This is a genomic window from Ilumatobacter fluminis (assembly GCF_004364865.1).
Taxonomy (GTDB): Bacteria; Actinomycetota; Acidimicrobiia; order Acidimicrobiales; family Ilumatobacteraceae; genus Ilumatobacter; species Ilumatobacter fluminis.
Genome location: NZ_SOAU01000001.1, coordinates 1,111,916 through 1,137,688 on the forward strand (window position 1 = coordinate 1,111,916; position 25,773 = coordinate 1,137,688).

At 68.8% G+C, this 25,773-nt stretch carries 18 protein-coding genes and 1 tRNA gene; 16 read left to right on the forward strand and 3 right to left on the reverse strand.

The annotated features are described in order from the left end of the window. Positions 1 to 5: 5 nt before the first annotated feature. Positions 6 to 623, reverse strand: a complete 618-nt coding sequence (locus tag BDK89_RS04940; protein ID WP_133867886.1) for a class I SAM-dependent methyltransferase — start codon at positions 621 to 623, stop codon at positions 6 to 8. Positions 624 to 736: 113 nt separating this feature from the next. On the opposite strand from BDK89_RS04940, the gene BDK89_RS04945 reads away from it, so the two are divergent. The 12 genes from BDK89_RS04945 (at position 737) to BDK89_RS05000 (ending at position 20,698) form a co-directional block, all read left to right on the forward strand. Beyond that, positions 737 to 1,402: an SDR family NAD(P)-dependent oxidoreductase gene (locus BDK89_RS04945; protein ID WP_208293971.1), complete on the forward strand. Its 666-nt coding sequence runs from the start codon at positions 737 to 739 to the stop codon at positions 1,400 to 1,402. Between the two features lie 42 nt (positions 1,403 to 1,444). Next, positions 1,445 to 2,566 (forward strand): cyclopropane fatty acyl phospholipid synthase, encoded by a 1,122-nt coding sequence (gene cfa / locus BDK89_RS04950; RefSeq protein ID WP_133867888.1) that lies wholly within the window; start codon positions 1,445 to 1,447, stop codon positions 2,564 to 2,566. 101 nt (positions 2,567 to 2,667) lie between these two features. Continuing rightward, entirely contained in the window at positions 2,668 to 10,839 is an 8,172-nt protein-coding gene (locus BDK89_RS04955) for a hypothetical protein (RefSeq protein ID WP_133867889.1), read from the forward strand. Between the two features lie 46 nt (positions 10,840 to 10,885). Beyond that, positions 10,886 to 11,401, forward strand: a complete 516-nt coding sequence (locus BDK89_RS04960) for a hypothetical protein (protein ID WP_133867890.1) — start codon at positions 10,886 to 10,888, stop codon at positions 11,399 to 11,401. Positions 11,402 to 11,434: 33 nt separating this feature from the next. Further along, positions 11,435 to 12,370 carry a hypothetical protein gene (locus BDK89_RS04965; RefSeq protein ID WP_133867891.1) on the forward strand — a complete coding sequence of 312 codons (936 nt, stop codon included), beginning with the start codon at positions 11,435 to 11,437 and terminating at the stop codon, positions 12,368 to 12,370. Between the two features lie 95 nt (positions 12,371 to 12,465). Next, positions 12,466 to 13,347, forward strand: a complete 882-nt coding sequence (locus tag BDK89_RS04970) for a carbohydrate ABC transporter permease (RefSeq protein WP_133867892.1) — start codon at positions 12,466 to 12,468, stop codon at positions 13,345 to 13,347. Then, positions 13,340 to 14,248 (forward strand): carbohydrate ABC transporter permease, encoded by a 909-nt coding sequence (locus BDK89_RS04975; protein WP_133867893.1) that lies wholly within the window; start codon positions 13,340 to 13,342, stop codon positions 14,246 to 14,248. The genes BDK89_RS04970 and BDK89_RS04975 overlap by 8 nt, the downstream gene beginning before the upstream one ends. Before the next feature lie 88 nt (positions 14,249 to 14,336). Next, on the forward strand, positions 14,337 to 15,692 hold the full coding sequence (locus BDK89_RS04980) for an ABC transporter substrate-binding protein (RefSeq protein ID WP_243839096.1): 1,356 nt from the start codon (positions 14,337 to 14,339) through the stop codon (positions 15,690 to 15,692). Positions 15,693 to 15,703: 11 nt separating this feature from the next. Further along, the gene (locus BDK89_RS04985) at positions 15,704 to 16,837 is read left to right on the forward strand and encodes a glycoside hydrolase family 15 protein (protein ID WP_133867895.1); all 1,134 of its coding nucleotides are present in this window, start codon (positions 15,704 to 15,706) and stop codon (positions 16,835 to 16,837) included. Continuing rightward, positions 16,834 to 19,038 carry a glycoside hydrolase family 31 protein gene (locus tag BDK89_RS04990; protein WP_133867896.1) on the forward strand — a complete coding sequence of 735 codons (2,205 nt, stop codon included), beginning with the start codon at positions 16,834 to 16,836 and terminating at the stop codon, positions 19,036 to 19,038. Before BDK89_RS04985 ends, BDK89_RS04990 begins: the two co-directional genes overlap by 4 nt. Before the next feature lie 77 nt (positions 19,039 to 19,115). Beyond that, positions 19,116 to 20,312, forward strand: coding sequence for an ROK family transcriptional regulator (locus tag BDK89_RS04995; protein WP_243839098.1), 1,197 nt, complete (start codon positions 19,116 to 19,118; stop codon positions 20,310 to 20,312). A gap of 35 nt (positions 20,313 to 20,347) precedes the next feature. Then, on the forward strand, positions 20,348 to 20,698 hold the full coding sequence (locus BDK89_RS05000; RefSeq protein ID WP_133867898.1) for a GNAT family N-acetyltransferase: 351 nt from the start codon (positions 20,348 to 20,350) through the stop codon (positions 20,696 to 20,698). Positions 20,699 to 20,702: 4 nt separating this feature from the next. Here BDK89_RS05000 and BDK89_RS05005 read toward each other — a convergent pair whose 3' ends face one another. Together BDK89_RS05005 and BDK89_RS05010 are read right to left on the reverse strand one after the other, a co-directional pair. Next, on the reverse strand, positions 20,703 to 22,037 hold the full coding sequence (locus BDK89_RS05005) for a GGDEF domain-containing protein (protein WP_133867899.1): 1,335 nt from the start codon (positions 22,035 to 22,037) through the stop codon (positions 20,703 to 20,705). Between the two features lie 149 nt (positions 22,038 to 22,186). Next, positions 22,187 to 22,262: transfer RNA gene (locus BDK89_RS05010), tRNA-Arg, on the reverse strand. Positions 22,263 to 22,327: 65 nt separating this feature from the next. Here BDK89_RS05010 and BDK89_RS05015 point away from each other — a divergent pair. The 4 genes from BDK89_RS05015 to BDK89_RS05030 all read left to right on the forward strand — a co-directional run bounded on the left by BDK89_RS05015 (position 22,328) and on the right by BDK89_RS05030 (position 25,773). Next, positions 22,328 to 22,861, forward strand: a complete 534-nt coding sequence (locus BDK89_RS05015; RefSeq protein WP_166657386.1) for a phosphoribosyltransferase family protein — start codon at positions 22,328 to 22,330, stop codon at positions 22,859 to 22,861. A gap of 32 nt (positions 22,862 to 22,893) precedes the next feature. After that, on the forward strand, positions 22,894 to 23,100 hold the full coding sequence (locus BDK89_RS05020; protein ID WP_133867901.1) for a hypothetical protein: 207 nt from the start codon (positions 22,894 to 22,896) through the stop codon (positions 23,098 to 23,100). A gap of 258 nt (positions 23,101 to 23,358) precedes the next feature. Further along, positions 23,359 to 25,086 (forward strand): arginine--tRNA ligase, encoded by a 1,728-nt coding sequence (gene argS / locus BDK89_RS05025; protein ID WP_133867902.1) that lies wholly within the window; start codon positions 23,359 to 23,361, stop codon positions 25,084 to 25,086. Positions 25,087 to 25,230: 144 nt separating this feature from the next. Beyond that, the gene (locus BDK89_RS05030) at positions 25,231 to 25,773 is read left to right on the forward strand and encodes a hypothetical protein (RefSeq protein ID WP_133867903.1); all 543 of its coding nucleotides are present in this window, start codon (positions 25,231 to 25,233) and stop codon (positions 25,771 to 25,773) included.

Consider the following 25,773-nt stretch of genomic DNA (forward strand, 5'->3'; position numbering starts at 1 on the left):
TCTGGTCAGCCCGGCTTGACGGCGAAGCCCTCGGTGAACCACGTCCACGGCTTCGGGCCGCCGCCGTAGCGAGCCTCGACCCGTTCCACCACGAAGCCGGCCGCTTCGACGAGCGCATCCGGTCGTCGGGTGAGATGGCAACCGTCGGCGAGTCGCTTCTGGAACGGCTCGATCCGTCGTTGCCAGTCGGCGACACCGTCGTCCGGGGCGAGCCCGTGTTCGAGGAAGTGGAAGCGCCCGCCAGGCTTCAACACCCGCATCAGCTCCGTGAGCGCCATCTCGACGTCGGGGATCGTGCACAGCGTGAACGTCGACAGCGCCCCGTCGCAGCACTCGTCGTCGAGGGGGATCGACTCGCCGCGAAGCGCCACGTGCTCGACCCGGATCGTCGACTGCTCGACCCGTTCCTCCGCCAGTCGTCGCGCCGTGCCCGACGGCTCGACGGCGTAGACCGTCGTCACCTCGGGCGGATAGGCGGGCATGTTGAGTCCGGAGCCGAAGCCGATCTCGGCGACATCGCCCGACAACCCGGTCGCCACCCGTCGGCGCCACCGCTGGAGCTTAGGTGTGCCGCAGGCTCGATCGACGAGCCTCGGCAGCACGTGGTCGCGGTAGATCCCCATCGCGCCTGACGGTAGTGGCGATGGAATACGAGGCGCCGTGTCGACGCTGCAGCAGGTATGACCACCGCCTCGTTCCCTGTCGACACACCCCGGATCGTGCGTGGGGGACGGCGGTGAGCCGTTCGGTTCTCATCGCCGGGGCCTCGGGGGGACTGGGGTCGGCGATCGCGTCGATCCTGGCCGAGCGAGGCGATCGAATCACGTTGGTCGGCCGCGATCAGAACCGCCTCGACGCCGTTGCGGTCGAGGGGCGTCGGTTGGCGCTCGACCTCCGACTCCCGGCGGCGTGCGACGAAGCGGTCGATTCGGCGGCGGCCGACGACGGGATCGACGTCGTCGTGAACGCGGTCGGTGTCGTGGCGTTCGGCTCGGTCGACGAGCTCTCGATCGACACGATGGAGGAGCTGTTCCTCACGAACACGTTCGTGCCGATCATGCTCGCCCGCGCAGCTCTTCCTCGCATGAACGACGGGGGCGTCATCGTCAACCTGTCCGGGGTGATCGCCGAACAGAACCTGCCGGGCATGGCGGCCTACGGCGCCTCCAAGGCAGCGGTGCGGTCGTTCGACGAGGCGCTCGCCCGTGAGGCGCGGCGACGAAAGGTCCGTGTGCTCGACGCTCGGCCACCGCACACCGAGACGGGCCTCGCCACCCGCCCGATCGCCGGCCAGGCGCCGTCGATGCCGACGGGGCTCGACCCGTCCAGCGTCGCCCGAACGATCTGCGACGCGATCGACGACGGGACGACCGACCTGCCCGCATCGGCGTTCGGCGGCTGAACACCGTTCGAGGGGAGCGCCCGGGCGCACTAGCGTTCGGGCATGGCGTCCTACGCCACTCGGCTGATCGAACGATGGGCGGAGGCGGCCGACATCCGGGTCGGCGGCGATCGTCCGTGGGATGTGCAGGTGCACGACGACCGCACCTTCGCCCGCGTGCTGGCGACCGGCACGCTCGGCCTCGGTGAGGCGTACATGGACGGGTGGTGGGATTGTGATGCGATCGACCAGATGGTCGAACGTGCCCAGGGGACCGGCCTGGCAGGAAGCCTCTCGACGCGGCTGGCACCGGCGCAGGCCGTCGCCTCGACCGTCGGCAACCGCCAGTCGAAACGACGCTCGCGCGAGGTCGGCCGCCGGCACTACGACATCGGGAACGACCTGTACCGGCGCATGCTCGACGACCGGATGCTCTACAGCTGCGGCTACTGGCGGACAGCGACCACGCTCGCCGAGTCGCAGGAACACAAGCTCGATCTGATCGCCGCCAAGCTCGGCCTGGAAGCCGGCATGCGGGTGCTCGACATCGGCTGCGGATGGGGCGGTGCCGCCGCCTACTTCGCGGAGACCCGAGGCTGCGAGATCGTCGGCGTGACCATCTCCGAGCAGCAGGCCACGCTGGCTCGCGAGCGATGCGCCGGTCTGCCCGTCGACATCCACCTCCAGGACTATCGCGATGTCGACGAGCCGTTCGATCGCATCTACTCGATCGGCATGTTCGAGCACGTCGGGGTGCGGAACTACGGCGCGTACATGCAGACCTGCCGACGCCTCCTCCGCAAACCCGACGGTCTCGCGCTGCTCCACACCATCGGCGGCAGTCGCTCGCGACGAGCGACCGACCCGTGGGTCGCCAAGTACATCTTTCCCAACTCGATGCTGCCCTCGGCGAAGCAGATCGCCGCGGCCGCCGAGGGAGTGTTGCAACTCCAGGACTGGCACAACTTCGGACCCGACTACGACCGCACGCTGATGGCCTGGCACGACAACGTCGAGGCGGCCTGGCCCGACCTCCCCGACTACGACGAGCGGTTCCGTCGGATGTGGCGCTTCTATCTGTTGTCGTCGGCCGGGAGTTTCCGCTCGGGCGGTCTGCAGCTCTGGCAGATCGTCTTCTCGCGCGACGGCCTGCGGTCGTCGTTCCGCCCCGACGGCATCCGCTGACGCGCCGCCCGCCGGGTCCCGAACCCTCGCTCGAAGCGATTCTTCGGGAAATCCACTCAAGTGACGCCTCGGTGCGTGCCGATCCATCTACGGTGGATGATGTGAACGCGGCGGTTCAGGTGAAACGATGGTGGTCGACGCGCGCCTGGATGGCGCTCGTCGTGGTGATGGGAATGTGCGCGACGGTGACGGTTGCTCCGACGGCAGCGCACGCCGCGCCCGACGAACCGCCGCCCACGACCGACGCGCCGGTCGAGGTTCCGGTCGGTGACGACGGCGACCTCGATCTCGATCTCGACGAGTTCGAGGCGCTCCTCGCCGCAGACCAACCAATGGCGACCGAACCGGTCGGCTTGCTCGCATCCTCGACGGGCGTTCGCGACGGTGCCACCACGGTGCTGTCGGGCGGTTTCCTCGCCGGCGGTCGGGCTCCCGCACCCCTCACCATCTCGATCACCGACCTGCCGGCGGGCACGACGGTGGTCGGTGCCGAGCCGTCGCCCGATCGGTCATCCGACGGGCGTGGGTGGAGCTGCGACGACGCGACGTGTCGGTACGTGACCGCCGGCGGCGATGTCGCCCCCGTGGGTGGTGCCGACATCGTTCCCGTCCTCGTGGTGTTGTCGGAACCCGAGACCGCTGAACCCGGTTCGAGCGTCACGGCCGCATTCGACGACCTCGAGCCGATCTCGGTGCCGCTCGATCGGCCGGACGACGCATCACCGCTCGAATCGCCCGCCCTCGGTCTGACCGTGACCGGCGTCGAACTCGTCGCCGAAGGAACGCCGATCGAGACGATCGTGACCGTGACGAGCCTCGGCGACGAACCGATGGACGGCGCCGAGGTCGTCCTGTCCGGCCTCGACCTCACGGAACCCACGACCGCATCGGGCGACGGCTGGTCGTGCGCCGACGGACTCTGTCGCCGGACCGGAACGATCGCCCCGTACGAGTTCCTCCCGCCGATCACGATCAGCCACGTCGCACCCGACCTCGACGACCACCTCGACGTCGATGCCGAGATCGCGATCGACATCGACGCGACATCGACGTCGGACGGTGGCGACGTTGACACGTCGCATCGGCACGAGATCGACGTCGTCGACGACGTCACCGACACGGTGGCGGTCACCGCACGCTTCCGATCGTCCACACTGCTCGCTCCGGCATCGCAGTCGGTCACGGTCGCCATCACACCGACCGGAACCGGCGATCTCGACGGTGAGCTCGCCGTCACCGCGACCGCACCCGACGGCGTCGAACTCGACTGGCCGGCGGCGACCGGTGATCTGTCGTGGAACTGCGACGACACGAGCTGCCGCCTCGATCACGACGGGCCGCTCCCCGCCGGTGAGGAAATCGACCTCGTCGTGCCGATCGACGTCACGACCGACGCAGCAGAGGGCGTCGCGGACGTCGTGTTCGCGGCCTCGGTCGACGGCGCCACCGACGCCGACGCCGGCGTGATGTCGGCGTCGTTCGTCATCGCCACCCCGACGGCGACGGAACTCGTCCCGTCGGTCGCTCGCGCCGACGGCGCACCGAGCGATCGCAGCGGACAGATCGAGTTCAGCGCGTTCGAGCCCCGAGACCTCGTCATCACGATCGACAACGCCGGGAGCCGCTACGCCCCGGCCGCCAGCGTCGTCGTCGCCGAGATCGTGTTCCGCGACGGCGACGACGTCGCGGCCACAGGCCCCTCGTGGGACTGCGACACCGGATCGGTTCCTCCCGGTGGCACGATTCGTTGCCTCCACGTGCTGGACGACGACCTCCAACCCGGTGAGTCCCTCGGGCTCCCGCTCGCACTCGCCCCGGCCGGGCCGGGCGCCTCGACGATCTCGATCAGTGCCACCACCGGAGACGACGACATCAGCGACGACCACACCGTCGACGCGCACCTCGTGACCGTGGCCGACGGCCCGGTGCTCACGGTCGCCTTCGACGCCGCAGAACGACCGCGTCCGGGCCTGACCACCGAGATCTCGATGGCGATCGCCAACGAGGGCGGCGCCGCCGCATCGGAACAGTTCGTCGTGGTCGAGACCCCACCCGGCGCCGACCTCGTCGGTGCCTCCGGCGACGGCTGGACCTGCACGATGACCGATCTCGGTGTCGCCTACGGAACCACCGTGTGCGCTCGGACTGAGACGCTCGACCCGGGGAGTTCGTCGACGATCACCCTGGCGTTGGAGCTGATCGGCGACCCGGCACCGGGCGCCGAACTGTGGGCGTGGACCGACGCACCCGGACAGCGCCACACGAGCGGCGTGCGCGACGGCTTCCGCTACCCGCTGGATCCCGGTGCGGAGGCGACCGTGTCGGCCGGGCCCGACGTCTCCGTCATTTCGCCCGTTCGGCGATCCGACGGCACCGTCGGTCCCGCCGTCGTCACCCTCCACGGTGAGGTCGACCTCACGAGCCGGGCGGACGTGACGTGGCGCCAACGGTGCGTCGCAGGTCTGTCCGACACCATCGGCGACGAGTGCGATGTCGAGACCGATCCGGTCGAGTGGCTCGACGACCCCGTCCGATCGGTCGACGATCCCACCGTCCGGTTCCGACTGCCGGAGCTTCCCGTCGACCTCGACGCCCCCGTGCCGTTCGTGTTCGAACTGAGCGCCGGCCCGGCGGCCGACACCGTGACGGTCTTCGTGTCGTCGCCGGCGACCGACGACGACGATCGAACCTCCGACGACTCCGGCGACTCGGACGACTCGTCCGACGACCGCAGCGACGACAGCGACGATGGCGGAGCCGATGGAGACGACACCCGTCCCGACGACACGACGCCCGACACAACACCCGAAACGCAGGACTGGGCCGATGTCATCGCCCCGCCCCAGCTGTACATCAGCAACCCCGACGGCGACGTCGCCTCTCGCGACCGTGTCACGATCTGGGCCGGCGGCAGCAGCACCCAGCCGCTCACGTACGAGTGGGAGCAACTCGCCGGGCCGACGATCGAGCTGGACGGCGAGCCCGACTCGGCCACCCGGACCTTCACCGTGCCCGACCTCGCCCCCGGACAAGACGCCGACGTCCTCGAACTCCGGCTGACTGCGACGGACGACCATGGCCAAACGGCCACGGCCGATGTCTCGTACCGCATCGTGTGGCCCGACGACGGTCTCTCGGTCGACGTCGCCGACGGCGCACCCGTGCTCCTGGCCCAGGTCGCCCATCCCGTCTCCATCGGCGCGGTCGCCGAGTCGGCCGGCGCCCCGTATCAATGGGCATGGTCCGACGACGGTTCCGGATTGCTGGCCGGGACGGACGTCGATCAAGGGTCCGTGACGTTCGATGCGCCGCCGCAGCCCGGTGAAGCGACCGTGTCGGTCACGGTGACCGACGACTTCGGTCGCACGGTGTCGTCGTCCGTCGTCGTCCGGTTCACGGCGTACGACCCGTCGCAGCTCCCCGACGACCTGTGTGACGCGATCGACGCACTCGCCGCAGGTGGCCAAGCCACCCTGACCAACCCCGACGCCACCTTCGTGCTGACGCTCGCGAACGTTTCGGGAGTCGGCCCGTGCGACGAGACCATCGACATCACCTTCTCCGACGCGACTGCGCGCTTGCCCGGCGGGCCGTCGCTGACGGGCGCCTCGGGCCGCATCACCGCCGTCGGTCTCACCCTCGACGCCGGACAGGTCGAGTTCCCCGGCCCCTGGGGTGTCGCCCCGACGCCGCTCGACTCCCCGTTGGGCGTGTCGTTCGCAGCCGACGCAGCACTCGGGGCCGTCACCGGCAGCATCGCCGTCGGTGGTCTTCCCTACGCCGGGCTCGGGGGGTGGCCCGGATCCGCGACCGTGCTGTACGGCGCGCTGGAGCCCGCCGAGCCGGTCGGTCTCCGTGTGGCGCCGCCGACGGACACGACCGACACGGCCATCCCGCCCGACACGACGGTGCCGCCGGACACGACGGTGCCGGAATCGGGCGACGACGTCGAGCCGCTGGAGCCGCTCGACCCCGAACCCGAACCGGTCAACCCGCCGCACCCGCAACAGTCGGTCGTCCTGCACGGGGCGGCCGACGCTCCCGATGGCCGAACGGGCCGGATCGAACTGCACGGTCGGATCGCACCGGACGGATCGGCCGACCTCGTCGTGGCCGCGGACGGGGTCGCCCGCATCGCCGATGTCGACGTCCCGCTCGTCGGCACCGTTCGCTCGGCGTCCGACTCGGTCGGGCAATGGCAGGTCGCCGGCGCACTCGGAGCGAGCCGATCACTGGCGCCCGGCCTCCGCCTCGACCGACTCGACGTCACGTGGGACGGCGCCGGCGTCACGGGCAGCGGCACCGCCACCGTCATCGCCGAGACCCTGACGCCGGCCCGCATCGACGATCCGGCCCCCGGTGAGCCGGTCGATGGTCCGAGCCTCGCGCTCGACATCGTGTTCCCGCCGACCACGGCGCCCTCGGCCGTCGTCTCGTCGGACCGACCGTGGACGTTCACCGATGGTGCCCCGGCCGTCTCGTTCGAGGGAACTGCCTCCGGGGTTGGCGACGCATTCGCCCTCACCGCCACGGGCGCGCTCGACAGTTGGCAGCTCGCTCGCGACCTCGTCGTCGACGACCTGAACGTCGACGTCACGGTCGGGTGCTCCGGCGGATGCGGCTCGTCGATCGACCTCACCGCACGTGCGACCGTGCTCGACGCAGCCGACGTCGCCCTCGCCGGACGCTTCGACCTGACCTCCGGGCTCTGGCGACTCGACGGTGGCGCCCCGTCGCTCTCGCTCACCCCGGCCGTCACCCTCGACGACGTCGACCTCTCGATCGCGATCGACACCGACCGGGTCGTGTCGGCAACCGGAGCCGCATCTGCCGACCTGCTCGGTGAACGACACGAGGTCGACCTCGACTTCGGCCCCGCGGCGACCGTCGCGACCACACCCCTCGGTGACCGCGAGCCGAGCCCCGGGTGGGTGTTCGAGGACACGGTTCTGGCCATCGCGACCGCCGACACCGAGTACGACCCGCTCGCGTTCGACGGCGACGTCACCGTGCCGCTCACCGCCGACGTGGTCACCGGCATCGCCGAGTTCTCGCTGCCGGAGCGGTACCGACGCTCCGGACGCCTCCCCGACGAGGTCACTCGCGGCCTCGCCACGTTCGACGTCGCCGCCGACGGTTCGCTCGACGACACGGTGTACACCCTCGACGTCGCAGCGCCCGACGGCTGGTTCGTCCACGGAGACGACGACGCCGCGGTGAGCGTCGAGATCGTCGACGTCGGGTACGACCTGACCCTCGATGGATCGGTGGTCACGGCGCACGTGCGTGGCACGGCGGTCCTGTCGACGGCGTCGGTCGGAAGCGGCCCCGCCGGCTCGGTCGAACTCGACCTGTCCGGCTCGCTCGGCGCAGCGACGATCGACGACGACGCGGTCATCCTCTCCGCCGAACTGACGCCGACCGATGACGCAGGCGCACTCGTCGACGTGTTCGGTCTGGCGGGTGTCGACGCCGATGACCTCGCCGTCGAACTCACGGTCGCCACCGACCACGACGAGTTACGACTCGTGGCGACCGCGACGCTCCCACAGCACCTCGCCGACGGACTCGGGCTGGCGGGCACGACCTACCCGTTGGCCATGCGCCTGCGCGACGCCGTCCCCTGTGCGACGATCGACCTCGACGCCGACGACCCCGACCGACCGGCCGTCGACATCGGCGGACGCGGCCTCGTCATGTTCGAGCACGCCGCCATCGTGATCGCCCCCGACGACTGCACGACGCCGGACGGGGACCGCCCCCGCGGCGCGTGGTTCGTCGCTGCCGACGCCGATCACGATCCGCTCGTGACCGCGATGGGCGTCGATCCGCTCGAGATCGTCGGTTCGACATCGGCCGACGCCGCCTGGTTCGGCGACGTGAGGCTCGACGACGTGACGTTCGAGTTCGACGTGACCGTCGACGACTGGTCGACCGCGATCACCGGAACGACCACCATCGCCGATCAGCCCGTCGAGGTCGCTGCGCACGTCGGCGCCGACTCGGGCGACTCGATCGAGTTCACCGGCGACGTCGCGTCGCTCCCGCTCGGCGATCGAACCGTCGACGATGCGACGGTCACGATCACGGTGACCGCCGGTGACGACACGGACACCACGTTCACCGTGAGGGGGCGACTCGACATCCTCGGAACGCCGACCGACGTCGAACTCACCGGCTGGTACACGAACGGCGAGGTCACCCAGCTCTGGGGAGACCTCGACGAGCGCTCGTTCCCCCTCCACGGCGACGACCGCCTCGACGACACCCTGGTGTTCGTCCGGTACGACGGGACGAGCGAGGAGCCGTTCTCGATCCGATTCGCCGGGGGCACGCTGCACGTGACCTGGGACGACGAGCCACTCGACGCCGCGATGACCGGCGCGGTCGCCGAGGAGTCGGCACTGGTCGCGACGATCGCGATCTCGACACCGTTCGACGGCGAGCCCAGCGCAGCGCTGTCGGGCGAGTACCACCTCGGCGGTGGCGAACACGTCGCCGGCGATCTCGAGTTCGCGACCGGCGACGGCTCGACGGCAACGCTCCAGCCGACGCTCGCCGGGCTCCCGGTCACGGCGTCGCTCGGGATCGAACGCATCGGCGGCGTCCCCGAAGGCACCGTCGACGGCAACGTCACGCTCGGCATCGGCGACTCCAGCGCCGCGGTGAAGCTCACCGGCGAGTTCGATCCGGCAGCGAGGGAGTCCGAACTCGGGGCAACCGTCGAGGCGTTCGCGATGCGCGGACTGCGCGGGTCGCTCTCGGTCAGGTTCGAACCCCTGACCGGCGAGTCGGGCGAAACCGGCGAGAGCAGCGACCCGGTCCACAGCTCGGGTGAGGGCGACACGAGCAGCACCGACCTCGTCGAGCTGAATCGACTGTTCGGTGCCGAGGTCGAGTTCGCCACGACCGCCGTGACGTGCGCACTGTTCTGGCAGCAACCGCCGACGCTCCACGGCGAGATCTACCGAACCGGCGACGACAACACGTGGTACGAGCTCGAGGGCAAGGTCGTGCCGATGCTGCCCGACGGCATCGAGGCCGCCGTCGATGCGATCTCGGGCAACGACAACACTCGACAGATCGAACTCACGAACATCGTGACCGAGCACGGAGAGCCCGAGGACGAGTTCGAGGAGCACCTCGGGCACGGCCTCGAGCTCGAGCTCGGCATCGACTTCCAGTTCCTCGCCGCATCGATCGGATTCGCCTACTACCCGGCTGGTTGCGGATTCTCGGCGCACGGCTTCGTGATGGTGAGCAGCGAGGGCGGTGGCGACGCCGGCTTCGGAGCCCTTCAAGGAGGCGGCGCCACACTCGATCTCACGTCGTTCCTCGGCAGCGAGTTGTCGTCGGGGGAGCGGTTGGCCGTCGCTCATGCCCTCGAGACCCACAGTCGCGAACACCGCTACGAACACGCGTCGCACGAAGCGGAGCAGCGTCGCGACGCCGCCCAGCAGCGAGCCGACGACGCGACCCGCCGTCGACAGGACGCCGAGGACCGCGCACGCGAGAGCTTCGACGACTTCGACCGAGCGCTCGCCGAACGGGATGCGGCCGAGGCCTTCCACGACCAGTTCCAAGCCCAACTCGACGTCCAGCGTGCGATCGTCGAGCACGACGAAGCGACGCGATCCATCGACCGCGCCACCTCGGAGGCCCAGGTCGCCGACGCCGAGGCAACGCAGGCGGCTCGTGAGACCGAGGAGAACGAAGCGGCCGCCGAGGAGGTCAAGAAGGCCAAGCAGGTCTACTTCCGACTCGGATTCACCTACTGCGGGACGTGTGACTCCCAGGCGAGGATCGAGATCGGTGGGTCCGTGACCGTGCCGATCGCCGGACCGTTGTCGGCCACGCTCGGCGTGTCGGCCTCGATCGACGTGCGAGTGGAACCCACGGCGGAAGTCACCGACTTCGAACTCGGGCTCCGTGGTGCGGTCGGCGTCGGCTTCCACAAGGGTCTCAGCGCCGGCGGGTTCGGTGTGGCGATCTCCGCCGACTTCGAGGTGTTCGTTGCGCTCGACCTCGGCTTCCACGGTCCGGAACGGCCGAACACGATCGCCATCACGATCGGCTTCGAGGCCAAGGTGGCCGTTTCGGCGAGCGCGGTGGTGGTGCACCTCCATGCGACGCTCGCGTCGGTCGAGGGGACGGCCAAGCTGCAGTTCGAGCAGATCGGCACCAGCGACCTGTACGAGGGGCACGTCTACCTCGAGTTCAGGTTCACCGCCTTCGGCTTCCTCCACCTCGGTCCGTTCCATGCCAAGTGGTAGCGACGATGATCGAACGACCAGCGAACTCACCCCGGAGTCTTCATTCATGAGCAACGACAACCACGACGATCAGCCCGACGGAGACGCCGTCGTGGACGCTCAGTCGCCCAGGCGCCGGGTCGGCTACGGGATCGGCGCGGGTGTCGCGGCGGTGGCGCTCGTCGGCGGTGTGGTCGCCTGGTCCGGCGGGGGAGACGAGGCCGACGACGCCGACGCCTCGGTGGTCACGACGGTCCCGGCGGAGTACGACGCCGCAGCGTTCTGCGATGCCGTCACCGACCTGCCCCGGGTCTCCGATGCGCTCGACGACATGGGCACCCCTGCAACCGGGTTCCGTGCCTACGCGGACGGCCTCGACGACGTGGCTGCCGTCGCCGACGCCGACACCGCCCGCGCAGCCACCCTGCTCGCCGACCGGTATCGCTCCATGGCGGCTGCCGTCGAGGCCGATGCCGAGACGGCCCCGGGCGATGCGCTCGCCGCAGCAGCCGAGATCGACGCCGACGCCGACGGGGCCGCGGCGATCGAGACGCTGCGCTCAGCAGTCGACACCGACTGCTGATCTCGTCGTCCGCTCCTGCGATACCGTCGCAGTGTGACGAACCGGCGGTGGGTTCTGGCGGTGGGGTCAGCGCTCGCATGCGCAGCCGTGTCGGCGTCGTGTGCGCGCACCGACATGCCGTCCGTTGTCGTCACTGCCGACCCGCGGCCGCCGGAGGCGACGGCGGTGTCGCCGACGAGCGTGCTGACCGCCGACCCGTTGATCGGCGGGGGAGTGCCGATCGACGTCGAGATGTTCTTCGACTACCCGAGGTATCTCTGGCACGTCCGGCGCCTGAGCGTCGCGACGACGAACCTCGGTGACGAGCCGATCACGATCTCGTCGATCGCCGTACGAGCTGACCACTTCGAACCGCTGGCTGCCGAGTCGAAGCGCACGGTGATCGCGCCCGGCCAGCGGGTCGACGTGCAGGTCGACTTCGGCGCGCTGGTTGCATGCTCCTCGAGCGACGACCTGGCCGCTGCCGTCGCCGTGACATTCACCAAAGGTGACGGACCACCTGTCGAGCACCTGGTTCGCCTCGACCCGGCGCCGCTCGACGAGATCCGAGATCGGGAATGCGCAGAGCAGCGCGTCGAGGACGCGGCTTCGATCGCCGTGTCGGCGCAGCGTTCGATCGACGGGCCGACGATGGAGACGTCGATCGAGATCGTCCGTCGACGGGGGGTTCCGGTCATCGAGGTCTCGTCGCTCAGCGGCAGCGTCATCCTGGCGCTCGTCCCGGTGGCCGACAGCGAGCCGCTTCTCCGGATCGATCCTGACCGGACCCGCGCTGATCTGCCGATCCGCATCGAGGTCACCCGATGCGACCCTCATGTCGTCAGTCAGAGCTCACGCACGTTCGATCTCGCCGTTTTCGTGAGCGTCGACGATGCCGAGGCGCACCGATACCAGCTCGAGATCGACCCGCGCTTGCAGTCTGATCTCCAGTCGTTGATCGACGCCTGCCAAGCCCTCGTCGCCGACTGAGTGACCCCGATCGCCCCGTGGGGTTGACCGCAAGCGCACGCCATGATTATTTTGTCAGTGAATAAAGTAGCGAGCGCATCTGAGGGGGTGACGGCATGGTCGGAATGACCGGGTGGAAGAAGTTCGGGGTCGTGTCGATGTTCCTCGCGCCGAGCCTGATCGCTCTGCTCGCCTTCTCGATCGGGCCGATGTTCGGCACCCTCTGGGTCAGCGTCCAAGACTGGAATCTCATCCGACCGGCAGAGTTCATCGGCGCCGACAACTACCGCGAACTGTGGTCGGACGACGATTTCCGCCGGGCGCTGCTGAACACGCTCTACTACCTCGTCGGCTACCTGCCGCTCGTGATCGTCGGCGGGCTCGCCCTCGCGGTGCTCGTCAACCGCAAGCTGAAGGGCATCGCCGTGTTCCGAGCGATCTACTTCCTGCCGGTCGTGACCAGTTGGGTCGTCGTCGCCCTGCTCTGGAAGTGGCTCCTCAACCCGAGCGACGGGCTCGTCAACTGGGGGCTCGGGCTGGTCGGCATCGAGGGGCCGGGCTGGTGGACCTCGCGAACGTGGGCGATGCCGTCGGTGATCATCGCCTCGGCGTGGAAAGACCTCGGCTTCGTGATGATCATCCTGCTCGCAGGTCTCCAGGCCATCGACGAGACCCTGTACGAGGCGGCTCGGATCGACGGCGCCAGCGGCTGGCGTCAGCTCCGCTCGATCACCTTGCCGCTCCTCACCCCGTCGCTGTTCTTCGTCGTCGTGATCTCCCTGATCAACGGCTTCCAGGTGTTCGACCAGGTGTGGGTCATGACCGAGGGCGGACCCGCCGGCTCGTCGACGGTGGTGGTCGAACAGATCGTGAAGAACACGTTCTCGTACGGTCGCGCCGGCTACGCCGCAGCCCAGAGCGTGGTGCTGTTCGTCATCATCTTGCTGGTCACGGCGATCCAGATGCGGCTCCAGAAGCGGTGGGTCTTCTATGGCTGAGACCGTGCACCTGGGCGGCGACACAGCGACCGCCACCGACGCCTCGACCGTCGACACGCCTCCGGCACGCCAGCGCCCGAACCGCCGGCGAGCCCGATCATTCGCCCGCTACGCCGTGCTCGTCGCCTGCGCCGTCGTGATGGTCGGCCCATTCGTGTGGATGGTGCTGGCCTCGTTGAAGACCGACGCCGACATCCGCGCGGTCCCGCCGACGTTGATCCCCGACCCGGTCACCGGCGACAACTACGCCAGCGTGCTCGAGGCGTTCGACTTTTGGCGCTTCACGCTCAACAGCATCGGGATCGCGATCGCGTCGACCCTGCTGCAACTGTTCACGGCGTCGACGGCGGCGTACGCCTTCGCCCGGATCGAGTTCCGAGGGCGCGGTCTCCTCTTCGGCCTCTATCTCGCCACCATGATGATCCCGCTCCAGGTCGTGGTCGTGCCGCTCTTCATCGAGATGCGCAACCTGGGGCTCGTCGACACCTATGCCGGTCTGCTCCTCCCGACCGTCGTGTCGAGCTTCGGTGTGTTCCTGATGCGGCAGGCGTTCCTCGCGCTGCCGAAAGAACTCGACGAGGCAGCCGTCATCGACGGTGCCAATCACCTGCAGATCTTCTGGCGAATCCTGTTGCCGCTCGTCAAGCCGGCGCTCGCGACGTTCGCAGTCTTCGCATTCATGTCGACGTGGAACTCGTTCCTCTGGCCGCTCGTCATCACCCAGGCCTCCGACCAACACGTCACCCTGCCCGTCGGGCTCTCGCGGCTCAACGGGCGGTTCTCGACCGACTGGAACGTCGTCATGGCCGGATCGGTCATGAGCGTCGCGCCGATCGTCGTCTTCTATCTCTTCACCCAGCGATGGGTGATCCGCAGCGTCGCCTACACGGGCATGAAGTGATGCGACGCGTCCCGATCTCAGTTCCGGCGGGTTCGCCCGCCACGACACAGGGGGAGACCCGACCATGACAACACGTAGGACCCGATCGGTGGTGGCGACGCTCGCCGCTGCGACGCTCGTGCTCGCCGCTTGCGGTAGCGACGACGAGTCGAGCGACGAACCGGCCGAGAGCGACGACGCCGCCGAGGAACCATCGGACGAGACGTCGGACGAACCAGCCGACGACGGCGACGAGCCGGCAGGCGACGAGTCGTCCGGCGACGAACCTGCCGACGCGATGGAACCCGCCACCATCGACTACTTCACCTTCTCGGCGGCGCCCGACCACCTCGAGGATCTCGACGCGATCATCGCTGCGTTCAACGAGGAGTACCCCGACATCACGATCGAGGTGCAGACCGCCTCGTACGACGACTACTTCACCAGCTTGCAGACCCAGGTCGCCGGCGGTGCCGCACCCGACACCTTCGAGCTCAACTACGAGAACTTCGTGACCTATGCCCGCTCGGGCGCCCTGCTCGATCTCGGTCCGTACCTCGGCGACGGCGGGATCGACGCCGCCCGCTACTACCCGCTCGCGCTGGAGGGCTTCACCGACGGCGGCACCCAGTACGGCCTGCCCGCCACCTTCTCCGACGTCGTCCTGATCTACAACAAGACGATGTTCGACGAGGCGGGCCTCGACTACCCGACCGCCGACTGGACCTGGGACGACGAGATGGCCGCCGCGCAGGCGCTCACCGACGCCGACGCCGGCGTGTACGGCTCGTACCAGCCGGTCAGCTTCTTCGAGTTCTACAAGGCGCTCGGACAAGCCGGTGGGAGCTTCTTCGATGCCGACGGCAACGCGACGTTCAACAGCCCCGAAGGCGTCGCCGCGGCGGAGTGGCTGACGGGCAAGCCCGGGACGGTCATGCCGACGCTCGCCGACATCGGCGGCACACCCGACTTCGACACCAACCTGTTCCAGTCCGGGAAGCTCGCCATGTGGCACAACGGCATCTGGCAGTTCAACGGCCTCAACGAGTCCGGCGTCGACTACGACATCGTCGTCGAACCCGGACAGGCCCAGAAGGCCAACGCGGTGTTCATGAACGGAGCCGTCGCCTCGGCGGGCACCGATCACCCCGAAGCCGCCGCCGCATGGATCGCGTTCCTCACCGGCTCGCCGACGACCGTCGACGTCCGTCTGGCGTCGAGCTGGGAGCTGCCGGCCGTCGACGACGAAGCAGCCTTCGCGACCTACCTCGAGATCACCCCGCCGGAAAACCGCCAGGCGGTCTTCGACGCGCTCGACGACATCGCCCTGCCGCCGGTCATCGAACGTCAGGCCGAGATGCAGGACATCGTCGGTCAGGCCCTCGAGCGGATCGTGCTCGACGGGGCCGACCCGCAGGAGGTCCTCGACGAGGCGGCGGCCGAGGTCGACGCCATCGCCGGCTGAACGGAGACCTCATGACCAACGATGACCAGCTGCGTCACCTCGTGACGCGAAGCGTCCAGGTCATCGCCGAACACCAGGACGTCGGCGGCGCGTACCTCGCGTCGCCGACGTTCCCGGTGTACCGCTTCTCGTGGTTGCGAGACGGTGCGTTCATCGCCGACGCGATGAGTCGCGTCGGCGAAACCGGGTCGGCAGAACGCTTCTTCGACTGGTGCGCCCGCACCCTGCTCGACCGACAGGACCACATCCGTTCCCTCGTGCGCCGAGCCGATCGCGGCGAGCCGGTGCCGCAGGGCGACCATCCGCCGACCCGATTCACGGTCGACGGTGCCGATTCGGGCGAGGAGTGGTGGGACTTCCAGCTCGACGGGTACGGCACCTGGATGTGGGCGCTCGGTGAGCACCGGCGCCGCCACGGCCGGGGCCGCCTCGACGGCGATCTCCTCGCAGCCGTCGAACTGTGCGTCGAGTACCTCGCAGCGTTCTGGGCCCAGCCGTGTTTCGACTGGTGGGAGGAACACGCCGACCGAGTGCACACGTCGACGCTCGCGTCGATCGGCGCCGGTGTGCGCGCCGCGACCGAACTCGGCGTCGGATCCGACACCGAGTCGACGGCAGCCACCATGCTCGCCGATCTCGACGAGACGATCCTCGAACGCTGTGTCGGCGACGGCAGGCTGGCGAAGATGATCGGCGACGCTCGCGTCGACGCGAGCCTGATCGCCGCGTGTGGCCCGTTCCGAACGCTCGACGGGCAGGACGACATCGCCGAGGCGACCTATGACCGGATCGTCGCCGACCTCGCGCCCGACGGCGTGCACCGCTATCTGGGCGACACGTACTTCGGCGGTGGACGCTGGGTCGTCCTCGCCGGCTTCGTCGGTTGGTACGAGGCGACGACCGGCCGCGACGATCGCGCTCGCGACCGCCTGGAGTGGATGTGCGCGCAGGCGACCGCCGACGGCTTGCTCCCCGAGCAGACCACCGATCACGTCCTCGACCCGAACTTCATTTCGGTCTGGGTCGACAAGTGGGGGCCGGTCGCCACCCCGCTGCTCTGGTCACACGCCATGTACATCACGCTCGCCGACGCACTCGGCCTCGCCGACCACCACCACCCACTCGACTCGGAAGTCCCGTCATGACCCTCACCCACCGACCGCTCGGATCCGGTCACCCCTATCGAATCGATCCCGACCAGCGGCACCCCGTCCAACCAGTGGCGGGGGAGCCGCTCGAGATCCGTGTCACGACCGACCCCTCGGCGTCGTCGGCACGGCTCCACCTCGTCGACCTCGCCGGCGCGGAACTCGGTTCTCACGACCTCGTCGATGTCGATCCGGACGAGTTGTACGGCGACGGCGAGACCGGCGACGGGCACCTCGCCGCCGCCAGTGGCGCTCGTCCCGACATCGGCGACCGGGTCGTTCGACGGGCGGTTCTGACGACGCCCGACGTGCCGTTCCTCTACCGGTTCACCGTCGACGGGATCTCGTTCGACGGCGACAGGACCGCGCCCGGGCAGTGGGTCGCTGCCGCAGCCGACGAGGTGCTTGCAGTGACGGGAACCGACCGCGTCGTGGCCGACTCGGTCTCGGTCCTCACCACGGCCGACGGACCTCGCCGTGTCCGATTCGCACTGCCGCTCGACGCCGCCGAGCGGGTCGTCGGTTTCGGTGAACGGTTCGACGCTCTCGACCAGCGCGGGAACACCCTCGACACCACCGTCTTCGAGCAGTACAAGCAGCAGGGCAACCGCACCTACCTCCCGTCGCCGTTCGCAATGGTGATCGGTGGCGCCGGGTGGGGTTTCCACGTGGCGACCACCCGCCGCGTCTGGTTCGACGTCGGCGACACCGACAACGGCCGCCTCTGGATCGAGACGACGATCGACGACGACCGACCCGTCGTTGCGCTCCACATCCCCGACGGAACGCCCGCCGAACTCCTCGACCGGCACCTCGACCGCATCGGACGGCCGGTTCGTCCGCCGGACTGGGTGTTCCGCCCGTGGATGAGCGGCAACGAGTGGAACACACAGGAGCGCGTGCTCGCCGAGGTCGAACGCAGCGTCGAACTCGACATTCCGGTCGGAGCGGTCGTGATCGAAGCCTGGAGTGACGAGTCGACGTTCGTCGCGTTCAACGACGCCGAGTACGACGTGCACCCAGACGGAGCACCCCACCGCCTCGACGACTTCACCTTCCCGGCGGATGGTCGCTGGCCCGACCCGGTCGCGATGGTCGACCGACTCCACGAACTCGACGTGAAGGTGCTCTTGTGGCAGATCCCGCTGGTCCCGACCGATCGCGGCGACACCGGTCAAGTCGCAGCGGACGCCGAGACCATGGTCGCCAACGGCTGGTGCGTCCAGGAAGCCGACGGTTCGCCGTACCGGAACCGAGGCTGGTGGTTCACCGACGCGTTGTTGCCCGACTGGACGAACCCGGACGCGGTCGAATGGTGGCTCGCGAAACGGCGCTACCTGCTCGACGAGGTCGGCATCGACGGCTTCAAGACCGACGGCGGCGAGCACGCATGGGGCGACGAGCTTCGCTACCACGACGGCAGCCGCGGCGTCGACGCCAACAACCTGTTCGCGAATCGGTACGCCGCTGCCTACCACCGTTTGCTCACCGATCGTGGCGTGGACGGCACCACGTTCAGCCGGGCCGGCTTCACCGGTGCCGGGTCGGTGCCGTGCCACTGGGCCGGCGACGAGGACTCGACGTGGGAGGCGTTCCGCGCCTCGATCCTCGCCGGGCTCAACGCCGGGCTGAGCGGCGTCCCGTTCTGGGGGTGGGATCTCGCCGGCTTCTCCGGCGAGATCCCATCGGTCGAACTGTTCGCCCGCTCGACTGCCATGGCGGCGTTCTGCCCGATCATGCAGTACCACGCAGAGTTCAACCACGGGCGGCTGCCGAATCGCGACCGCACGCCATGGAACCTCGCCGAGCGGCACGACGACCCGGCGCCGATCGAGATCTACCGTCACTACGCACACCTCCGCGAACGGCTGCTGCCGTATCTCGCCGCAGAAGCCGACCACGCCGTCGAACGCGGCGTGCCCATGATGCGGCCGGTGTGGTTCGACGATCCGGCCGACGAGCAGGCGTGGTCAGAACCGCTGCACTACCTCTTCGGGCGCGGCCTGTTCGTCGCTCCCGTGTGCGAACCGGGGACCGAGCAGATGACGGTTCGACTGCCGGCCGGCTCGTGGATCGACCCGTCGTCCGGTGAGCGACACGAGGCTCACGCGGTCGTCGAGGTCGCCACGCCGCTCCACCGCATCCCCGTCTTCGTCCGCTCCGATCACGAGGCTCTGGCCAGGGTGATCCGTGGCTGACTCGCAACGCACGACGTCGAACACCGGCTGGGATAGCGTCCCCGCCGGGGCGATGGGGTGGTGAGAACGTGCAGGACGTGAGGGCGGGCAGCAAGCAGCTGATCCGCGAGATCAACCAGGCACTCGTCATCGACGCGGTGCGCCGCGAACGGTCCGTGTCACGCACCGAGATCGCCTCGATGACCGGACTCAGCGCGCCCACGATCTCGGGCATCACGAACGAACTGATCGAACGCGGCCTGCTGTACGAGGCGGCGACCGGAGAGTCGGCCGGCGGTCGCAAACCGATCCTGCTCCGACTCAACGCAGGCGCCGGGTTCGTGCTCGGCGTCAAGGTGACCGAGCGCGAGGCGATCGGCGTCCTCACCGACCTCGACGCCGACATCGTCGGACGTGCCCGTACCAAGCTCGCCGGCGGCTCCGAGCACGACGTCGTCGACGCGATCGCCCGGCTCGCAGCTCGACTGTCGAAACGGGTGGACGGTCGCCCTGTCTACGGCATCGGCGTCGGGCTCGCAGGCGTCGTCGACCGACGTTCCGGAACGGTGCGCCATGCCACGTACTTCGACTGGCGCAACGTCGACGTCGCAGGCCTCGTCGCCGAACGGACCGGGCTCCCGGCGGTGATCGACAACGACATCAACGCCCTGGTCGCCAACGAGCACCTGTTCCGCCACGGCCGTGACGTCGACGACCTGCTCGTCATCTCGCTCGGGCGAGGGATCGGCCTCGGCATGGTGCTCGACGGACGCATCCATCGGGGGGCGCTGGGCGGTGCCGGTGAGTTCGGCCATGTCACGATCGACCCGGCGGGACCGGACTGTGCGTGTGGCAAGCGCGGGTGTCTGGAGGCGATCGTTGCCGACCCGGCACTCGAACGGCGATTGATCGAGGTCGGCTCCGACCTCGATCTGCGCACGGCGCTTCGATCGTCGCCCGACGCAGCCGAGGCCGAGTTCGAGATCTTCCGTGACGCGGCAGCCGTGCTCGGGCGTGCGATCTCCGACCTGGTCAACGTCCTCAACCCCGGCAGGATCGTGCTGACGGGTGAAGGCGTCGAACTGGTGACCGCCACCGGCGACATCCTGGCCGACAGCCTTCGGGCGGCGGTCTTCGACGGCCTCGCGGACGACCTCGAGACGGTCGTGCAGCCGTGGAAGGACGAGGACTGGGCCAGAGGAGCAGCAGCGGTCCTGCTGGGGGATCTCTTCCAGCCATCGTTCCGTCGCAACGACGCACTGCGTCCGACCCTCGCACTCGCGCCCCCGGGCTAACCTCCAGTCGACGTCTCGTCGATGGAGGTTCTTCGATGGCCGCTGGAAGATCAGACCGCTCGACGAGTGAGTCGGGCGAGACGCCGGTCGTCACCCACGACCCGGACCGCCACCGGTACGTGATCTCGGTCGACGGCGTTCCGCTCGGCACCTCCGTGTACTCCCAGACCGGCGACCTCAGGATCTTCGTCCACACCGAGATCGCTCCGGCCGGCGAAGGACGAGGTCTCGGCTCGGTGCTCGTCCGCGAGGCGCTCGACGACATCGCCGAGCGCAACGGACGTATCGTGCCGCTGTGTCCGTTCGTCTCCGGCTGGATCGAGCGGCATCCCGAGTACGAGCGACTCGTCGACGAACAGATGACCGCCGCCTACCGCCGCTCCTGACGGGTCAGCAGAGCAACAGGTCGCTGTCGGCCTGCCACCGGCGCTTGCCCGAGCGCTTGGCACCGAACAGCTCGCGATCGGCTCGCGCCATGAGCGTGCCGAGGTGCGGACGCTCGGCGTCGTGGGCGACCCCGATGCTGATCCCGACGTCGATGTGCGTGCCGCCGACGTGGGCCGGCTGCGATGCTTCCTCGACCATTCGCTCAGCGAGGTGCGCCATGTGGCCGGCGTCGACGGGCCTGCCGGCCTCACCGCTCACGATCAGGAACTCGTCGCCGCCGATCCGGAAGAGCTGATCGTGCGGTCCGAGCAGGTGGTCGAGTCGCGTCGCGATCGTGCGCAGTACCTGATCGCCGACGGCGTGTCCGTGCCGATCGTTGATCGCCTTGAAGTCGTCGATGTCGATGTACAGGACTCCCGACGGTGCCAGTCCGTCGTCGATCGCCTGAGCGAGTCGGGCACGATTCCCGACGCCGGTCAGGTGGTCGCGTTGCGCCGCTTCGGCCAGATGCGTTCGGTGATCGTGTTGGGAGTAGGCCAGCGCTGCGACGGCGAGCGCTTCGTCGATGTGCCGACGCTGGTTCGGGGTCGGCGGCGGACACATCCGTCGCCACATCACCAGCACGCCGCGCCGCCGCCCGTCGACGTCGATCCCTGCGGTCCACACAGCGTTGACACCGGCGCGTCGTGCCGCCTCGCGCCACTGCGGCGGGAGCTCACCGATGCCGATCTCGCCACCGTCACCGTGTGTGGCGATCGCCGCCCACGGTGTGCCGTCCATCCGGTCGGCCGGTGCGAGGTCGAGCGGCCAGGTGCCGGCCACGCCGAGGACGTTCGTGTCGTCCATCGCCAGGATCGCAGAGGTCGCGACGACCGGGAACTTCTCGAGCGATTGCGCGATCTCGCCGAGCGAGGTGCACAACTCGACACCGGAGGCAATGCCTCGCATGGCGGTGTTGAGGCCGTCGCTGACCGACTCGCCGGTCAGGGTGACGACGTGACCGGCGAAGCCGACCGATGGTGGGGCCTCGTACGCCCAGCACTCCGACCAATGGGTCGAGCCGTCGCGAGCGATGTACCGCAAGCGGAACGGTCCGAGCACGACACCGGAGAAGTCGACGTTGCGGTCCATGCCGGCCATCACGAACGCCAGATCGTCGTCGACGATGAAGTCGAACACCGTGCGCCCGGCGACCTCGTCGATCGAACTCCAACCGGTCATCAGGAGCGCCCGCTCGTTCGCCATGCGGACATCGCCGAGGTCGTCGATGACCAACACGCCGAGTGGCAGGTGGTCCCACAGGTCTCGGGCGACCTCGAGTTCGGTGATTCGTCGCATGCTCGGCCTCGAAATTCCATCGACGTGACGGACCGAGCGATCGAGTCCGGACGTTCGAATCAGACGAGAACTTGACGATCCGGTCACCGTCCGTGGTGGGATAACGGACGTCCAGACGCGGAACGGGCCGCCCCGTCGGCGGCCGTTCGTGGCGCCCTCGGCAGGATTCGAACCTGCGACACCTTGCTCCGGAGGCAAGTGCTCTATCCCCTGAGCTACGAGGGCGGGGTCTGCTCCCGGCGAACAGGCGCAGCACGGCGAATCTAGCGGGTCCGCGCGAGAATCGCCCGGTGATCGACCGCGCAACCGCCCGCGCCGCTGTCCTGGCCGGGTTCCCGCTGGTGAACGATCACCCCGACGTCGCCGGTGTGCTCCGGCGCCCCGATCTGCTCGCCGAACTCGGCCCGGCCCTCGCCGCGCCCTACGCCGACGCGGATGTGTCGGTCGTGTGTGCCCCCGAAGCCCGCGGCCCGATCCTCGGGGCGCTCGTCGCCGTCGAGCTCGGCGCCGGGCTCGTGCTGGTCCGCAAGGACGACCGCAATCACCCCGGCGCCGACCGGCGGGTCGTGTCGTCGCCGACGTGGCGGGGCGCCAGCGAGTCGTTCCAGACCCGTTCGTGGGACATCGAGCCGGCGGACCGGGTGCTCGTCGTCGACGACTGGGTCACCACCGGCAGTTCTCTCCGTGCCGTCCGATCGCTCGTGCTCGACGCCGGAGCCAGGTACGTCGGAGCGTCCGTGCTGGTCCGCAAGGCCGACGACGAGACGATCGACGACCTCGCCGTCGAGTGGCTCGTCCACTTCGACGAGATCGTCGGCCGATAGCCACCTCGCCGAGGTTGGTGTAGAAAGGTCGCATGGGGTTCCGGCAGTTCTGGCGTTCGTTTCGAGCCACGAAGGGACAGTCCCGCCCTGCGTCGCCCGAAGACCACATCGCCGACGACGTGCGCGAGACGATGGGGCCGTTGGCCGGAAGTGGCGGCGGTGGGCACATGACGGGTGAGTCGGTGTACCACTACATCGAGGATCACGAGCAGCAGCCACACCGCCCCGACGACGACTGACGATGAGCATCCGGGGATTCTTCCGCCAACTGTTCCGGGATGGGCCGAGTCGTCGAGAGCAACCGGCGCAGAACGCCGACCGCCTCGCCCGCGAGATTCGCGACACCTCCGGGCACTGGACCGGCGCTACGACCTATCGCCACCTCGAAGATCGAGACCGCTCGAACGACTCGAATCCCAAGCCCTGATCGAGCCTCGGTGACCGCGCCGGCGGAAGACATGCGGTGACGAGCGGCAATCTTCGGCAGACTGTGGGACGTGGCCGACCCGCTTTCGCTCGTCAACGACCTGCTCGCACCCGTGTTCGCCGACATCGCCGGCGCGCCCGCCGATCCGGTGGTGCGACCGAGCGACCGTGCCGACGCCCAGGTGAACGGCGCACTGCCGCTCGCCAAGCAGCTCGGCACGAACCCGCGTGAGATCGCCCAGCGGGTCGTCGACTCCGGGGCGCTGCAGACGGTGTGCACCGACGTCGAGATCGCCGGTCCCGGCTTCATCAACCTGACGTTCGACGACGCATTCCTCGCCGCCGAACTGGGCGCCATCGCCGTCGGCGACCGCCTCGGCATCGTCGCCGACCCACACCCGCGCACCGTCGTCATCGACTACTCGGCGCCCAACGTCGCCAAGGAGATGCACGCCGGCCACCTCCGCACCACCGTCATCGGCGATGCCCTCGTCCGGATGCTCGAGTTCGCCGGTCACACCGTCATCCGCGAGAACCACATCGGCGACTGGGGTCGCCCGTTCGGCATGCTCATCGAGCACCTCCTCGACATCGGCGAAGACGTCGCTGCCGAAGGGATGCAGCAGGGTGATCTCGACGGCTTCTACAAGGCCGCCAACGCCAAGTTCGCCGACGACGAGGAGTTCCAGGCCCGGTCACGCGACCGGGTGGTCAAGCTGCAGAGCTACGACCCCGAGACGATTGCGCTCTGGGAACGGCTCGTCGAGATGTCGACGGCCTACTTCAACCAGGTCTACGACAAACTCGACGTGCTGCTGACCGACGACGACCTGATGGGGGAGAGCGTCTACCAGCCGAAGATGCAGGAGACGATCGACCGGCTCCGCAGCGCAGAACTGCTCGAGGAGAGCGACGGCGCGACCGTCGTGTTCCCGCCCGGGTTCACCAACCGTGACAACGAGCCGCTCCCGCTGATCGTCCAGGCTCGCACCGGCGGCTTCAACTACGCCACGAGCGACCTCACGTGCGTGATCGATCGCGTCGAACGGCTCGGAGCCGATCTGCTGCTGTACGTGGTCGGCGCGCCGCAGGCCCAGCATCTCCAGATGGTCTTCGAGGTCGCCAAGATGGCCGGCTGGCTCGAACCCCCGGCCGAGGCGGTCCACGTGTCGTTCGGATCCGTGCTCGGCGAGGATCGCAAGATGCTGCGGAGTCGCTCGGGCGACGCCGTCAAGCTCGTCGAGTTGCTGGACGAGGCGGTCGAGCGCGCCGCCGCTGCCGTGGCGGAGAAGAACCCCGACCTCGACGACGCCGAGCGCGACGAGGTCGCTCGCACGATCGGCATCGGTGCGGTGAAGTACGCCGACCTGTCGACCGACCGCATCAAGGACTACGTGTTCGATTGGGATCGGATGCTCGCGTTCGAGGGCAACACGGCGCCGTACCTGCAGTACGCGCACGCCCGCATCTGCTCGATCTTCCGGCGGGCCGAGGTCGATCGCACCAGCGTCCGGTCGACCGAGATCGCACTCGGCGAGCCGCCCGAGCGCGAGCTCGCGAAGCGTCTTCTGGCCTACCCGTCGGCGCTCGACGACACGCTGGCGACCTACTCGCCCCACAAGCTCTGCACGTACCTGTTCGACCTTGCGCAGGACTTCATGAGCTTCTACGAACACTGCCCCGTCATGAAGGCCGACGAGCCGGTTCGGAGCAGTCGCTTGGCGTTGAGCGACCTGACGGCGCGCACCCTCGAGCACGGCCTGGGCTTGCTCGGCATCACGGCGCCTGAGGCGATGTAGCCCGATCTGAACGTTGCGTGGTGTTGCTGCCACGCGGTGTGGTCGATACTCCTGATGCTTGCGCGAATCTGAAGCCCGCTCTGTCAGAAATCTCTGTACGATCACATCGTTGTGTCAACTCGACGCAAAGTTCAGTGAACAGAGATGCAGCAGCTTCCACTCGATCCACCACAACAGCTCGGCACGGGCCATGACGTCGGCGCGACCTTCATCGAGGTGCTCGTCTCGATCGTCCTGCTCGGAACCGCGGGAATCGCTGTGCTGTCGGCGCTGGCGGCATCGGCGACCGGCGCCGCCGTGCAGCGAGAGGTCTCGACTGCGCAAGCGGCCCTCGCCAGCGCCGCCGATGCGGTCATCGACGTCGACGCTGCCGACGACAACTACGCGCTGTGCGCATCACCGCACTCCTACGATCCGCTCGTCGCCGGTTCCTCGCCCGACGCAACAGTGTCCGTGACTCGGGTGGAGTTCTGGAACTCGACGACGCAGACGTATCAGCCCTCGTGCGTGTCGGGCGAAGCCGACCGGCTCCAACGGATCACGCTGACCGCCACCGACGGCGACCACACCGCCAGCCTGGCGGTCGTCAAGCGTCGCGCTGGATCTCCCACCCTCAATACCGTCCCCGCCGCCCCGAACGCCGGTGATGGCGGCATGGTGACGCCGACCCCTCACTCGGGACTCTGA